The sequence below is a fragment of the Rhizobium ruizarguesonis genome, from assembly GCF_012349115.1.
GTDB classification, from domain to species: Bacteria; Pseudomonadota; Alphaproteobacteria; order Rhizobiales; family Rhizobiaceae; genus Rhizobium; species Rhizobium ruizarguesonis.
Window position 1 is genome coordinate 197,606 of sequence record NZ_PQIG01000001.1, and the last position, 14,116, is coordinate 211,721.

Annotated in this window: 13 protein-coding genes and 1 pseudogene; 7 read left to right on the top strand and 7 right to left on the bottom strand. The window is 60.2% G+C overall.

Annotated elements, in window-relative coordinates; genetic code table 11:
- Positions 1-75 precede the first annotated feature (75 nt).
- The 3 genes from C3Y91_RS00840 to C3Y91_RS00850 form a co-directional block, all read right to left on the bottom strand.
- Positions 76-1,281, bottom strand: coding sequence for an MFS transporter (locus C3Y91_RS00840; protein WP_168574877.1), 1,206 nt, complete (start codon positions 1,279-1,281; stop codon positions 76-78).
- Between the two features lie 190 nt (positions 1,282-1,471).
- Positions 1,472-1,711: a hypothetical protein gene (locus C3Y91_RS00845; protein WP_024323471.1), complete on the bottom strand. Its 240-nt coding sequence runs from the start codon at positions 1,709-1,711 to the stop codon at positions 1,472-1,474.
- Positions 1,712-1,775: 64 nt separating this feature from the next.
- Positions 1,776-2,045 carry a hypothetical protein gene (locus tag C3Y91_RS00850; protein WP_075223635.1) on the bottom strand — a complete coding sequence of 90 codons (270 nt, stop codon included), beginning with the start codon at positions 2,043-2,045 and terminating at the stop codon, positions 1,776-1,778.
- A 250-nt stretch (positions 2,046-2,295) separates the two neighbouring features.
- Between C3Y91_RS00850 and C3Y91_RS00855 the strand changes: the two genes are divergently transcribed.
- Entirely contained in the window at positions 2,296-3,576 is a 1,281-nt protein-coding gene (locus C3Y91_RS00855; protein ID WP_246780163.1) for an FAD/NAD(P)-binding protein, read from the top strand.
- A gap of 195 nt (positions 3,577-3,771) precedes the next feature.
- Here the strand turns inward: C3Y91_RS00855 and C3Y91_RS00860 are convergent.
- A pseudogene (locus C3Y91_RS00860) lies at positions 3,772-4,704 on the bottom strand (TauD/TfdA dioxygenase family protein).
- Between the two features lie 716 nt (positions 4,705-5,420).
- On the opposite strand from C3Y91_RS00860, the gene C3Y91_RS00865 reads away from it, so the two are divergent.
- Complete coding sequence (locus tag C3Y91_RS00865; protein ID WP_003552150.1) at positions 5,421-5,567, top strand: DUF1127 domain-containing protein; 147 nt, start codon at positions 5,421-5,423, stop codon at positions 5,565-5,567.
- Positions 5,568-6,054: 487 nt separating this feature from the next.
- On the opposite strand, the gene C3Y91_RS00870 is transcribed toward C3Y91_RS00865, so the two are convergent.
- From C3Y91_RS00870 to C3Y91_RS00880, 3 genes are all read right to left on the bottom strand, one after another.
- Positions 6,055-6,339 carry a hypothetical protein gene (locus C3Y91_RS00870; protein ID WP_075223638.1) on the bottom strand — a complete coding sequence of 95 codons (285 nt, stop codon included), beginning with the start codon at positions 6,337-6,339 and terminating at the stop codon, positions 6,055-6,057.
- Positions 6,340-6,463: 124 nt separating this feature from the next.
- Entirely contained in the window at positions 6,464-8,401 is a 1,938-nt protein-coding gene (locus C3Y91_RS00875) for an SARP family transcriptional regulator (protein ID WP_130663024.1), read from the bottom strand.
- Between the two features lie 27 nt (positions 8,402-8,428).
- The gene (locus C3Y91_RS00880; RefSeq protein WP_024323465.1) at positions 8,429-8,887 is read right to left on the bottom strand and encodes a helix-turn-helix domain-containing protein; all 459 of its coding nucleotides are present in this window, start codon (positions 8,885-8,887) and stop codon (positions 8,429-8,431) included.
- 356 nt (positions 8,888-9,243) lie between these two features.
- Here C3Y91_RS00880 and C3Y91_RS00885 point away from each other — a divergent pair, with 356 nt between their 5' ends.
- From C3Y91_RS00885 to C3Y91_RS00905, 5 genes are all read left to right on the top strand, one after another.
- Complete coding sequence (locus C3Y91_RS00885; RefSeq protein ID WP_130666057.1) at positions 9,244-10,446, top strand: MFS transporter; 1,203 nt, start codon at positions 9,244-9,246, stop codon at positions 10,444-10,446.
- A gap of 218 nt (positions 10,447-10,664) precedes the next feature.
- On the top strand, positions 10,665-11,225 hold the full coding sequence (gene msuE / locus C3Y91_RS00890) for an FMN reductase (protein WP_130666056.1): 561 nt from the start codon (positions 10,665-10,667) through the stop codon (positions 11,223-11,225).
- 241 nt (positions 11,226-11,466) lie between these two features.
- Positions 11,467-12,306 (top strand): MetQ/NlpA family lipoprotein, encoded by an 840-nt coding sequence (locus C3Y91_RS00895; protein WP_075223642.1) that lies wholly within the window; start codon positions 11,467-11,469, stop codon positions 12,304-12,306.
- Positions 12,307-12,395: 89 nt separating this feature from the next.
- Positions 12,396-13,481: a methionine ABC transporter ATP-binding protein gene (locus C3Y91_RS00900; RefSeq protein ID WP_130718519.1), complete on the top strand. Its 1,086-nt coding sequence runs from the start codon at positions 12,396-12,398 to the stop codon at positions 13,479-13,481.
- Positions 13,462-14,115, top strand: coding sequence for a methionine ABC transporter permease (locus tag C3Y91_RS00905; protein WP_130792193.1), 654 nt, complete (start codon positions 13,462-13,464; stop codon positions 14,113-14,115). The genes C3Y91_RS00900 and C3Y91_RS00905 overlap by 20 nt, the downstream gene beginning before the upstream one ends.
- The last annotated feature ends 1 nt before the right edge of the window (position 14,116 follow it).

Genomic DNA, 14,116 nt, shown 5'->3' on the forward strand with positions numbered 1-14,116 from the left:
CAAAAAACAGTGGGCGCGTGCGGCGAGGATGCCAACATATAATAGCGTTTGCGCCAAAGGCAGCCTCGGCAGACGCTACTCGGCCGGCACCCTCTGATCCTTCGGCAGCAAAATCGTCATCGCCGCCGCGACGGCGGCCGTGACTGCAACGGCGAGATAGATGCCGCTGAAACTCTCCGTCGATGTCTTGATCACGCCGCCAAAGAAGTTCCCTGTAGTGCCGCCGATGCCTTGGAACACGGTGCAGATGCCCAAGACGGTCACCGCAAGGCGTGGCGTGGCGCGATGTGAGACGTAGGCCGGCAGCAGGCCATAGATCGGATAAAAGCCCAGCGAAAAGAAGATGCCTGACAGGATCGAGAGCTCCATCGAGGGATCGAGGACGACGAGGGCGCCGGCGGCGAGGAAGCTTGAGTAACAGGCTAGCATGGCATAGCGCGATCCGAGGCGCGACGATATTGTGCCGATGGCGAAGCCTGCGCCGATCCCCACGGCCCCGATCGTTGCCCAGAGCCAGGAGGCAAAGCCGACGGAATAGCCGAGTTCCTCGCGCAGGAACGGCGACAGGTAGGTGAGATAGGGATAGGGCATCAGGCCGTTGATGAAGCCGAGCGCGAAGATCAGCGCCACCCATGGCATGATGGAGCGCAGGCTTGCTGAAGCGCCGGCAGTTGACGCGAGCGTTTCGTGACTTGTCCCGCCGTCGAAGAGGCCGGCCCGCCCGAAGAGGATGTGGGTGACAATGGCCAGTGTGATCGTGGCGGCGCCTGTGAGATACCAGACCATCTGCCAGTGACCGCTTCCGGCGTATGCCGCCACGAGTGCGCTGTTGATGAGGACGCCAAAGGCCGGGGCGCTGGAGATCAGGCTCATGGCAAAGCCGCGTTGTTCTGCTCTCACCACCCGCGAGGCGAGGTTAATCATCGGCACGAAGGTCGATGCGCCCGTCGCGCCGGCGACCATCAGCAGGCCGGCAACAATATAGAGATTGTCGATGATGGGGATGCCCGACAGGCAAAGCCCACAGAGCGACACGGACGCCACCACCGTCCGTGCGGCACCGATGCGATGGACGAGCCAGGTACCGAGCACGGCAAATGCCACCGTGGAAAACTGGACCAAGCCGGTGACAGTGCCGACGAACGCATAGTCGAAGGCAAGATCTTTCCGCATGTCGGGGATGATCTGGGGAAACAGGCTGAGGCCGAAGCCGTAACACGTGGCGACGCAGGCGATCATGACGGCGACGAGAACGTTACCCGGGAGACGCACGCTAGTCATGATGATCGGCCTCTGTTGGCATCGCGGTCACGCCTGTTCGACACGATGATCATCTAGCATGGGCAGCCGGCGGACTGTCGGGTCTGCGACGCCGGCTGCCGATATTGCCGGCACTCGAGTTCACCGGAGGCTTCGGCCATATAATGCGTCTCGAGCCATGGTGGCAAAATACCTGACAGTCAGCAGTCGTTCAGTGCCGCGTGCCGGGCAGAAAACTGTCCTGATCGTTTGCCTGGGAGAGGGATACGCCGCTTCCATCCAGGTCCTGCAGCAGGGCGCCCAGCGCAAGATCCAGGCAATAGGCAGAGAATTCGGCGTTCAGCTCCCTGGCGTTCTCTCGGGCATAGGCGACCAGCCTGGCGAGTGATGCCAGCTCCTTGAGCTCTTCCTCACTCTTCCGCGTGACTGTTGCTTCGGCTGTTTCGTGCATCTGAGTGTTCCCCCGGCTTCCTTTGCCGGCACATGCCGACAAAGCGGAGACAGCTTAGTCCTCTTCAAGGAAGGACGCGCGTGACACGGGCGTGACAGGACTTTCCCGCCGTTCGGAACCAGATCTCAGAAACCGGCCCGCGCAGCGCCTCACGATACTGCTCCTTCTGCCACTGCTCCTTGAAGGGAACGACGGAAAGCCATTTGTCGACATCGAAATCCGGATAGATCGCGCGCACCTTGCGCCTATAGAGACGCGCATTTTTCGTATCGCCGAGCATGGCCCAGCAGCCGTGCTCGGGAATGTGTGAAGCCGGCAGCCGGAAGGCGGCCAAGGCCCGCCAGACGCCAAAACCACGCAGTCATCGTTCCAGGTCGAATAGTGCTTGCGTTCGGGATATGATTTTCTATTATTTTAGTAGAGAATTATGCGACTGGTCGGATCGGGCGAATTTAGATCGACCGGTCCAACGCAGAAGGAGCCGATGAATGACTCTTCTCTCGTCACGTTCTTCGAATTCGAAGAGCCAGGATGCGGACCACCTCGCAAGGATTGCGATTGTCGGCCGAGGCTTCACGGGGATCATGACCGCAATCGCTCTTTTCAAAAGAGTTGATCGGCCTTTCCATCTGGTGATGTTCGATCCGCGAGCAAAGATAGATATCGGCGAGGGCATAAGTCAGCCCGCGTCGACGGTGCTGACCAGCCGCGTTCGCGACCTTTCCGTTGATCCCGAGCTGCCGGACGATTTTCGCCGGTGGCTCGAAACCGATGACACGTGGCGCGATCGGCTGATCTCGGATCCTGCCGGTCTCGAACACGCCTTTGTGCCGGGAGAAATCTTCAGCACCTATGTGTACAAACGCTTCGCCGAAGCCCTGGCCGGTCGGCCTGATGTCATCGTCCAATTTGGCTCGGATACTGTAACGGCGATCGATAGGCATCTGGACGGAGGCTATTCCGTATTCCTTGGAGCGGAGCAGCGAACCCGCTTTGACGCGGTGTTTCTCGCCACTGGTTACGGGATGCGGGAAAATTCGGAGGCGGCGCCTGCCGGTGGAGCGCAAAGCGCCGTCGTGATCGGCGGCGGCATCCACGCGGTCGACAGGGCGCTCGGACTGCTGGCGGACGCCAAGATTTCCCATGTCACGTTGATCTCGGAATCGGGCTTCCTGCCTCAGTCGCATGCTCCCGCCGCCGTCGGAGCTATTGTCACCGACCAACCCATGCCGGGGACGCTACGCGGCGCGTTCCGTTTCCTGCGTGAGGCCGCCGGCAAAGCCGATCTGGAAGGTTCGGGATGGCAAGGCATTATGAACGGGTTTCGTTCGCGTGCGCGCGACCTCTGGGCGGGATTGACGCCGGAAGAGCGGGCGCGGTTCAAACGCCACGTCAAGGCCATTTACGACAGTCATCGCAACCGCTTGCCGCCGGAGCACTATCAGCGCCTGCATCATGCGATCGCCAGCGGCGCGATCGCCGTGAGGAAGGGAAAAGTGAATTGCATCGCCACGAACGGCGTGCTGTTTTCAGGCCCGGCCGGGCTCGAGGTCCTTCCCGCGGACCTGACGATAGACTGCCGCTTCCGGCCGTCCGGGACCGATAGCCCGCTTGTCCGTTCGCTTATCGTTGCGGGGCTTGCAAGGCGTGACGAACTCGAGATCGGTATCGTCGTAGATGAATGCGGGCGGACCAAGGCGAGCGCGTTACATGGGCTGTTCGCAATGGGACCGCTCGGCCTGGGCAGCCTTCCGGATATCGATCTGGTGCCTCAGATCGTCTTGCAAAGCCATGCGGCTGCGTCGTTGCTCAGCAGCTGGATTGGTGACGTGGCCAAAAGCGCAGCACGTCGTCAAAGCCTGTGACGACGTGTGAAAGTCCCAACCTGTGAATGGATGGCAACAGCTGACCAATGCTGCATCGCCGCGCTGGGCGATGCAGCGGGTCGCGAATGGGGCGCCGTCAGGCTGTTCGCGATGCCTGGATGACTGTCGGTGGCGCAAGCGGCGGCAGGCGCCGCGGCATATGAAGCTGCATGGTCGCCCCCTGTCCGGCCGCGCTTACGCGGCCTTTGCTTTCGGCTTGGCGGCCTTGACGTGGGTTATGCTGCGGCGGCCGTCGACGCTGACGGGGACGTCGCCGTCAACAGTGGCGCGGCGCACGACCCGGTGCTGGTCGCCGTAGTCGTTGACAGCATAGTGCTGGGTCGCGCGATTATCCCAGATCGCCACATCCCCGGCTCTCCAGCGCCAGCGCACGGTATTTTCCGGGGCGGTAACGTAGGACTGGAACACCTCGTAGAGTTTCGCGGAGTCGCTTTTCGACAAGCCGACCAGGCGCTGAACGAAATTGCCGAGCAGCAGCGATCTTTCGCCGGTTTCGGGATGGACACGCACGACCGGATGCTCGGTCTCGTAGATGGTCGAGGTGTGAAAACGTCCTCGAAATGCTTCTTCTCTTCAGCGGTGGCACGAGGGCGCACGGCTGCGTAGTCATAGGCATTGCTGTGAATGGCCCATAAATTGTCCGCCAGCAATTTGAGCGATGCCGGCAGACTTTCGTATGCGGCATGGGTGTTGGACCAGATCGTATCACCTCCAGCTGCCGGAATGACGACGCCGCGAAGGACCGAGAATTTAGGATAGGCATCCACGAAGGTGACATCTGTGTGCCATTGGTCCGCCCTGCCGCCGCCGCGGCTGGAATCGAGATTGAGGATGGAGGCCGTGCCGGTCACCGGACCCTGGGTTGGATGAGGCACAAGGTCGCCCAGGCGGCGTGCGAATAATTCCTGTTGGGCATCGTCAAGATGTTCCTGGTCGCGGAAGAAGACGACCTTGTGTTTCAGGAGAAGCTGGTTGATGGCCGCCACCGTTGCATCCGAAAGGTCTCCGCCGAGGCGGATACCCCTGATTTCGGCGCCGACGCGGCCAGTCAGCGGCACCGACATCGGACTCGGGAATGATCTGATTGACGAGAACTGGATTGCTCATGGAAATCTCCTGGTTGATCTTGGAAGAAGACGGCAAGTCACATGCGCCGAGCGAAGCATCCGCCGGGCGTTCGAAAATCTCATTGTCAAAATCGACAGGGCGATGGAACGATATAATCTATGAAATCCATAGATAGAATTTTCTAATTTTGGCCGCTTGCCCGAAACAGCCGCCTTCGATAGCCTCTTCTTCCCAACGAATTCCTCACTTGGGGCCTTCAGCGATGCATCGTTTCACCGAAGGCACTGGAGCGCTTCCGCAAATCAGGGTCCGCAGACCAGCAGTGCCTTGGCCAACCGGTTTTGTTCAGCAAGACGCTCAGCGTGGCAGGGATCCTGCTTGTTTCTTCGGAGAATTTAGGCCCCGATATCGTCACGCCGTGGCGTTGGGATATGCCGCTCAGCGCTTCCGTCCGGATATGTCGGATACTTCGGGCGCTTGGCACTCAACACGTGCCATCAAGAACTGTTCGCAGCATCGGGTTCACTCTGTGACGCGAGACACGAACTCCGTCGATCCGACGGCTTTCACCTCCGCGGCTTAAAAAAGAGATTATTCGCCCAAAAAAGAAACAGCCTATGCGTTCATCGCATAGCTGAGGTGAGAGATTGTCGCTGTTTTAAACCGATTGAACCTCCTATATTCCAATCATCGAAACGACGCCGGAGCCAAGCAAGGTTGCTGACGTCAGACAGCCCTCAGGAAAGGGGATTATCATGAACGTAGCACGCTCTTTCAACAACTGGCGCAAGTTCCGTCAGACCGTCACCGAACTCGGCCGCATGTCCAGCCGTGAGTTGCAGGACCTCGGTATCGACCGCGCTGACATCCGCAGCGTTGCCCGCGCATCGATCGCGCGCTAATCGCACAGCATTTGATATCGAACGCCGCTTGACGCCCGCTCCTGATGCGGGCGTTTTTGTGGCTGAGCTCGTTGGGGTCCTCGTTCGTATTGTAAGCCTTCCGCCTTGTATTCCTTGCATAGCTGCAGTGCAGCATAAGACATTGGCACCATCCATGGTCGGTGTATAATCAGACCCATCGAAGCAATGCACCTCCTCCCGCAAAGCTTCGACTTTCAGACGGCCCACTCCTCCTCCCAAGGGACGTCTGTCGGAACAGCGGCACTCCTCCTCCCAGTCGCTGTTCGGTTTTCAGAAAGCCTGCCGCACCTCCTCCCGCGGCAGGCTTTTTCGTATGCCGAACCTTCCCTGTTGCGGATCGAGTGCGACTGTTCCAACGTCGCGTCACTCCACTCATCTGGACCCGTCGTCCTTTGGAATCGGTTGGGGGCCACTGGAAAACCCAGGAGGCCGGCGAAATTCTTGATCCGGCTGCCTCCCTCGATCATCAGATGCGTTTCGAGCCATAATGGCAAAACACCTCGGCGGTCGGTCCGTGCCGCATGCCGGGCAGAAAACTGTCCTGAACGTTTGCCTGAGACAGGGACATGCCGCTTCTATCCAGGTCCTGCAGCAAGGCGCCCAGCGCAAGGTCCAGGCAATAGGCGGAGAATTCAGCGTTCAGCTGCCTGGCGGTCTCTCGGGCATAGGCGACCAGCCTGGCGAGCGAGGCCAGCTCCTTGAGCTCTTCCTCACTCTTCTGGGTGGTGGTTGCTTCGGCTGTTTCGTGCATCTGAGTGTTCCCCCGGCTTATCTTTCCAGGGCATGCCGACAAAGCGGAGACAGCTCAATCGCCTTGAACGAAAGACGCGCGTGACGCAGGCGTGACAGGACTTCCCGGCGTTCAGAACCAGATCTCAGAAACCGGCCCGGCGCAGCGCCTCACGATACTGCTCCTTCTGCCACTGCTCCTTGAAGGGAACGACGGAAAGCCATTTGTCGACGTCGAAGTCCGGATAGATCTCGCGCACCTTGCGCATATAGAGACGCGCATTTTTCATATCGCCGAGCATGGCCCAGCAGGCAGCCGAAAGCCGGTCGGCCGGTGTGCGGTCGTCCATTGCGGAGATCTGCTCGAGCGCCTCGGCATAATGGCCGAGTGCGAAATTGGCGCCGGCCGCCGTCCATAGATAATCTGTCGGGCTCAGCGGGTTGAGCGAGATGGCCCGATCGATCTTGATCAGCGCATCGGAGGGGCGCGACGCATGAACGAGGGTATCGGCATAACTTGCAATGCCGTCGGCATAATGCGGACTCAATTCTTCCGCGAGCTTCAGCGCCAGAAGGCTTTCATCGATGTCCCCGAGATAAAGCTTGGCGACGCCCAGCTCGCGAAAGCCGGCAGCGAGCGATGGATCGGCGACAATCGCCCGGTTCGCATAATCTTCTGCAAGTCCCAAAAGCTCTCTGTCGCCACGTGCCGTCAGCAGCCATTCGACGACAAAGGTGCGCGACAATCCGCTAAGTGCAGGGGCAAAATGCGCGCTGTGTTGAAGCGCTTCGCGGAACGCTTTCCGGGAGCGGCGAATATCGGGAAGGGAAAGCCGCTTCACGTCCCGCAGGCCAAGAAGGTAGCTGTGATAGGCGGCCGAATTGCCCTCGAAGGAGTGGCGCATGGTTTCATGCCGGCGAACCTGCCCGGCAAGCTCCCTGGCGATCCGCCGCGCAATGTCGCGCCGATGACTTATCAAATCATATTTCTCGAGGTTGAAACGCTCGGCCCAGATGACCTCATCGCCGCTGGCATGAATCAGCTGAACAAAGAGCGCATGATCGGTCAGCCTCGTATCGAGAACATAGGAAATCGAGTGACGCAGGATCAGCTCGGCCTTGTCGGCATGACCGGCGATCCGAGCGGCCGTATGCGGCGCCACGACGGACACGGTATTCAGCGCGCAAAGGCCGATCGTCACGTCCTCGATCAGCGGTCCGCAGAGCATCGGCAAAGCACCGGCCGCATCCATCCCGCCAGGTGGCAGCAGCACGAGACGGGGCAGGGGACGAGCAACCCGACTGCCGCCGTCGCTCAGTGGCTCCATAACGCTCGGCGGCGATTGACTGCCGGCAAAGACCTTGCGGACCTCTCTCAAAGCCTGAACGTCAAGGCCGATATCGAGTGCGCTTTCCAAACCATGCCTGCTGGCCTCAAAAAGCCGGCGGGCATTCTCCAGCTGCCCCTCGGATTCGTAGGCTTCGAGAAGGATACGACGAATATTCTCGTCATCAGGTGCATCGCGGAAAATCCTGAGCGCCGCCTCCTTGATCAGGCTTATATCCTCTCGCGACCGGGCCGTGGGCAGCGCCGTCTTCATCGCATCCACCAGGATCGCCATGTGCCTGTCGCGCTGGCCGGCGATCCATTGCTGCGTGCTGACGCTTTGGTCGGCGAGCACAGCCAGGAAATCCTGGCGTAGGACGGCAACCAGCCGCCGCAAATTTTCAAGTGCGCCACCGCCATCGGACTTGGCGAGTTCGAAGAGATCGCAAACAAACGCATCCGGCTTGATCCGCACACCGGTCGCCGTGAAGATTAGAAGCTCGGTGCCGAGCTCGGTCTGACGTGCCTGAATGCGCGATATGGTCTTGCGCAGGTTGGCCATGATGTCAGGATTGTCATGGCTGTCCCACAGGAACCGCGCCAACGCCGAGCGCGGATATTCGCTCCCGGCCCCGTTCTGCAGATAACGATCCAGCAAATAGCAAATCGCAAGCAGACCCTTTTCCGGGAACGCCACGGGTTGCCCGGCCAGATCGATCAGCCGCAACTCACCAAATGACTCGAGCCTGAGCTTCATGCGGATACTGCCTGCCGATATCCCTGGCTATTCTCCGAGCGGAAGAGTGATATCCGTTACGGAGGTTCGCGATGTTACGCCGCGACTTTCCGCCTGCGCCATCGCCTTCACCAGCGCGATGACCGTTTCGCGGATATTGCGGTCGGCAATCTTCAGAAAGGCGCGATTGAGCACCAATCCCTCTTTCGTTCGCAGGAATTCGGCAACTGGATCAGTATTCGCCGACAGATCCAGCCCTTGCAGCGTCAACGGCTCGGAGTTCTCCTGTTCGAAGAAGAAGCTCGGCGACGTGTGAAGCACATCGGCGATCCGCTGCAGACGGCTCGCGCCGATGCGGTTGATGCCCTTCTCGTATTTCTGAACCTGCTGAAAGGTCACGCCGATCTGCTCGGCAAGCCGTTCCTGGCTCATCCCGAGCAACTGCCGGCGCATTCTGATACGCGCTCCGACATAGCTGTCTATCGCATTCGCTGTCTTGACATTCATCGTGTGTTTTCAGCCTCGATCGCTTTTTTCAATCGGTGCAGCTGTAGTATCCCCTGCATGGCTTTTCCATGGTTGTTTTCACATAGCATACTGGATATGCGATGATCGCGACTGACTGTGATATGAATGCCCGTCTGGAAAGACGCTAAGCTGGGCAGAAATCACTTGTCCGGAGAGCAAATCGAACAAAAGCCGTACCAATACGGATGAAACTGGGCTGTAATTGCGTCTCCGCTTACGCTAAATGCACTTCAGCGACCGTCGCACGAGAGTCTTCCCAGCCCCGATCGCCCGAAAATCCATCGAACAAAGCGACGTGGTACGGCACCGGCCGTGCCTGTGCAGGAGAAGCATTGATGGCAACCGTTGCCGAGAGCGCCCCCCGTTTCGAAAAAACAACGATGTCCATCCTCATGGCGGTCAGCTTCTGCCACATGCTGAACGACATCATGCAGTCACTGCTCGCCTCGCTCTATCCGCTGTTCAAGGCGAACTACGATCTCGATTTTGTGCAGATCGGCCTCCTTACCATGACTTTCCAAGTCACGGCTTCGCTGCTGCAGCCGCTGGTCGGCATCGTCACCGACCGCTGGCCGATGCCCTATTCGCTGCCTGTGGGCATGGCGAGTACCTTCTGCGGCCTCATTCTGCTCGGCAATGCCGGCAGCTTCGAACTGCTGCTGGTTGCCGCAAGCCTGATCGGCTTCGGCTCGGCGGTCTTCCACCCGGAATCGTCGCGCGTTGCCCGTCTTGCCTCCGGCGGTCGCCACGGTTTCGCGCAATCCTTCTTCCAGGTCGGTGGCAATGCCGGCCAGGCGATCGGTCCGCTGCTTGCCGCCTTCATCGTGCTGCCGCTCGGCCAGCACAGCGTCTCGTGGTTCGCCGTAATCGCCATGGTCGGCATGGTCGTGCTGAGCTGGGTCGGCAACTGGTACATGAGCCACAGGCGCCAGAATGCCAGCAAGCCGGCAATAAGCCGGACCCTGCCGTTGCCGCAGAACCGGGTCATCTGGGCGCTGCTGATTCTCGTGCTGCTGACGGCAACCAAGAATGTCTACATGGCCAGCGTGTCGAGCTACTTCACCTTCTATGTCATCGACAAGTTCGCGCTCAGCGTACAGCAGGCACAGCTGATGCTCTTTCTGTTCCTCGGCTCGGTCGCCGTCGGCACCTTCCTCGGCGGGCCGATCGGCGACCGTTTCGGCGCGCGTTTCGTCATCTGGTTCTCGATCCTCGGTGTCATTCCCTTCGCGCTCCTGCTTCCCTATGCGAACCTTTTCTGGACGGGTGTGCTCAGCATCGTCATCGGCCTGATCTTCGCTTCGGCCTTCTCGGCAATCGTCGTCTTCGCACAGGAACTGGTGCCCGGGCGCGTCGGGCTGATTGCCGGCGTCTTCTTCGGCTTCGCATTCGGGGCAGGGGGGCTTGGTGCGGCACTGCTCGGCGAATTCGCCGATACCCATGGCATCGATTTCGTCTACCGCATATGCTCCTACCTGCCGCTGCTTGGTCTCCTGACAGTCTTCCTGCCGCGCATTCCCAAGCAGAAACCAGTCTGAGGCGATCGCTTACGGACAATCGATCGAGCCGGAATGTCACCGACACTCCGGCTCGATGCATCCTGCAGTTACGCACGTTGCCATCGCCCACAGGCCCGAACGTATTTTTCTCCTCCTATGGGGAAGAGGGATCACCATTCCTTTAATCCACTATTTTTATAGATAATATTCGTGAGAATGATGACGTCGGTTTCGGCACGATATTGGAAGGAAATGGCATGTCTGCTCCCAAACTGGTCGGCCTTGCGGGTAGTTTCAACCGCCCCTCGAAGACCTTTGCGCTTGTTGAAAACATTGCCGGTCTCGCCGCCGAGAAATACGGCTTCGACAACACCATCTACGACCTGACCGATGTCGGCCCTTCGCTCGGCCAGGCGCTGCGCCGTGACGATCTCGACAATCGCGCCAGGCAAGTCATCGACGACATCGTCAATGCCGATGTGCTGGTCATCGGAGCGCCAACGTACAAGGGCAGCTATCCCGGCCTCTTCAAGCATCTGATCGACTTGATCGACCCGCATGAGTTGCGCGCCAAGCCGATCATCATCACCGCGACCGGCGGCGGCGATCGGCATGCGCTGATGGTCGAGCACCAGCTTCGCCCGCTCTTCGGTTTCTTCATGTCACACACGCTGCCGACGGCCGTCTACGCCTCCGACCGTGACTTCACCGATTACCGTGTCTCATCCGACCCGCTTTCCAAGCGGATCGGGGAGGTGATCGGCGAGCTCGCGGCCTTCTTTCCCAGCCGGAATCAAGCGCTTATCGCCGCCGAGTGAAGTGTGCGGGATAGGCTTGAAACGGCGCCGCTAAGGCGCCGTTTTCATTTCGGCCATCCCTCTCAACTAAATATAGTCCACAAAATTGATGGAAATTTATCCTGCCGATATCGATGGCAGGGCAAGAGTTTTTCCGGCCCTTCCTCCACATCAGACATTCGTGCTTCGCTCCCGATACGCGCATTTGCCATGATCGGTCTGCTCGGGGCGCTTGGCCTCATTCAGTCAGACGGGATATAAAATGACCAAGAACAAAAATCTTCACGGCTTCCACCTTTCGCGCCGGGCGGCTCTTGCCGCCGTCGCCGTTTCTGCTGCCGCCCTCTTTGCCTTTGCAGCACCTGCTCCTTCCTTTGCCGAGGACAAGTCGATCAAGGTCGGCATCATGGCCGGCGAGGAGGAGGACATCTGGCGCGTGGTCGCGAGCGAGGCGGCCAAGAAGGGCCTCAAGATCGAGACCATCACCTTCAACGACTATACGCAGCCGAATGAAGCGCTGGAACGCGGCGAACTCGACGCCAACGCCTTCCAGCACCAGCCCTATCTCGACAACCAGATCAAGCAGCACGGCTATCACATCGTTCGCGTCGGTTATACCGGGGTCTGGCCGATCGGCCTTTACACCAAGAAGTACAAGTCCGTCGCCGAGATCCCGGAAGGTGCCGTCATCGGCGTGCCGAACGATCCCTCGAACGAAGGCCGTGCGCTGCGCGTTCTCCAGAGTGAAGGCCTGATTAAACTCAAGGATGGCACCGGGATTCTCGCGACCGTCGCCGACGTCACCGACAATCCGAAGAAGATCGAGATCAAGGAACTCGACGCCGGCATCGTCGGCCGCTCGATCGACGATCTGGATGCCGGTATCGTCAACACCGACTGGGCGCTGAAAAGCGGTCTTTCTCCGGCCGAACGCATTGCCCAGGAGCCGATCGCCGACAATCCATACCGCAACTTCATCGCCGTCAAGGACGAGAACAAGGATGCCGACTGGGTCAAGACGCTTGTGTCTTCTTATCAGAACGAGACCGTCAAGGCCGAGTTCGACAAGGTGTACAAGGGCACGGGTCTTAGCGCCTATTGATCCGGGGCAGGGCTGGGGTTAAGGCCTGCCGAGAGGCGGTCCGGGCGTTCTTTGCCCGGGCCGCCTTCAGCATTTGTAAGGAAAAACACATGAATTCCTTTGTTTCCAGCACGGCGATCGCGGCAGAGCCGCAAACGGCGACCGAAGAGGTGGTGAGGCTTACCGACGTGAAGCGGCGGTTCGGAACCACTGCAGCCCTCGACGGCATTTCGCTGACGGTGAAGAGAGGCGAAATCCTCGGCATCATCGGCCGTAGCGGCGCCGGCAAATCGACGCTGATCCGATGCCTGAACGGCCTGGAGCGCGCCGATAGCGGCGAGATCCTCATCGAAGGCCGAGATATCACCGGACTTTCAGAACAGGATCTGCAGCCGCTGCGCCGCCGCATCGGCATGATCTTCCAGCATTTCAATCTGCTTTCCGCCAAAACCGTCGAGGAAAACGTCGCCCTGCCGCTGAAGATCGAGGGTCTTGCAAAGAGTGAGCGCCTGAAACGGGCGCATGAGCTGCTCGAGCTCGTCGGCCTTGCCGACAAGGCGAAGGCCTATCCCGCATCGCTGTCCGGTGGCCAGAAACAACGCGTCGGCATCGCCCGGGCGCTTGCGGCACGCCCGGCACTGCTGTTGTCCGACGAGGCGACATCGGCGCTCGATCCGGAAACGACCCGGTCGATCCTGGCATTGCTCAAGGACATCAACCGTAAGCTCGGGCTGACCATTCTGCTGATCACCCATGAGATGGAAGTGGTCCGCGGCATTGCCGATCGCGTCGCAGTCATCGATGCCGGGCGGATCGTCGAGGAAGGGCAGGTCTGGTCGATCTTCGCCAACCCGCAGGCTGACATCACCAGGAGCCTGCTCGGCGGCATCCGCCCGCAGCTTCCTGAGCATATCGCCGGCCGGCTGTCGGCTGCGGCGGGCAGCGAAGCGATCCTCAGCGTCGATCTCGCCGGCCCGCAGGCGCAGGGCGCGCTGTTTGCCGAACTCTCGGCGGCGCTGCCGCATTCCTTCCGCCTCGTCCATGGCGGCATCGACCACATCCAGAACCAGCCGGTGGCGCGGTTCTTCATCGCCGTTCCCGCGCGTGACCCCGCCCTTGCCGGAAAGGTCGAACAATTCCTGATGGCCCGGTCCGCCCGGGTGGAGGTGCTTGGTTATGACACCGATCATGCTTGAACTGCTTATTCGCTCCCTTTGGGAGACGATCCTGATGACCGTCGCCTCGGGAGTGATTTCGCTCGTCGCCGGCCTGCCGCTCGGCCTTGCTCTGGTCGCAACGGCGCACGGCGGCATCGCCGAAAACCTCTGGATCAACCGCGTGCTCGGCAGCGTCATCAACGGCTTCCGCTCGGTGCCCTTCATCATCCTGCTGGTGGCGCTGATTCCGCTGACGCGGCTGATCGTCGGCACGGCGCTCGGCACCTGGGCGGCCATCGTGCCGCTCGCCATCGCCGCAACGCCCTATTACGCCCGCATCGCCGAAGTATCGCTGCGCGAGGTCGACCGCGGGCTGATCGATGCCGTGCGCGCCATGGGCGGCAATCGCTGGACCATCATCCGCGAGGTGCTGGTGCCTGAAGCGCTGCCAGGCATCGTCGCCGGTTTCACCGTCACGCTGGTGACGCTGATCGGCGCCTCGGCCATGGCGGGCGCGATCGGCGCCGGCGGCCTCGGTGATCTCGCCATCCGCTATGGCTATCAGCGTTTCGAAACCAGTGTGATGATCGCGGTGGTGGCCGTCCTCATCGTGCTCGTCTGCGGCATCCAGTGGCTTGGCGACCGGCTGGTTGCCAGGCTGGACCACCGATAAA